Source organism: Pseudomonas sp. PME37.24/006, from assembly GCF_055556635.1.
Window position 1 is genome coordinate 1 of record NZ_JBVHNL010000216.1, and the last position, 254, is coordinate 254.

Below are 254 nucleotides of genomic sequence, written 5' to 3' on the forward strand. Positions count from 1 at the left end.
TCCGTGACAAGGCACGGGGCGCCGAGCGCGCGGAACCGTTCACTGGCTTCCTGCAACAGATCCTGCGTGACGGTGATGTAGACCAGCGTGGAGTGGAGATCCCGGTGCCCCATGTAGGTCGAGAGGAAGTGCAGTTTTTCCTGAGGGTTAATGCCGGACCGGTACCACTGGAGGATGCGGTTCACCACCATCGAGTGACGAAGGTCATGGACCCGCGGCCCGGTCCGGCCCGAAGCGGGCTTGAGCCCAGCACG

General features: G+C 63.8%; 1 pseudogene. It reads right to left on the reverse strand.

Features of this window, described 5'->3' with window-relative positions:
- A pseudogene (locus tag ACZ3GY_RS24465) lies at nucleotides 1-185 on the reverse strand (hypothetical protein); the annotation flags it as partial.
- Between the last annotated feature and the right edge of the window lie 69 nt (nucleotides 186-254).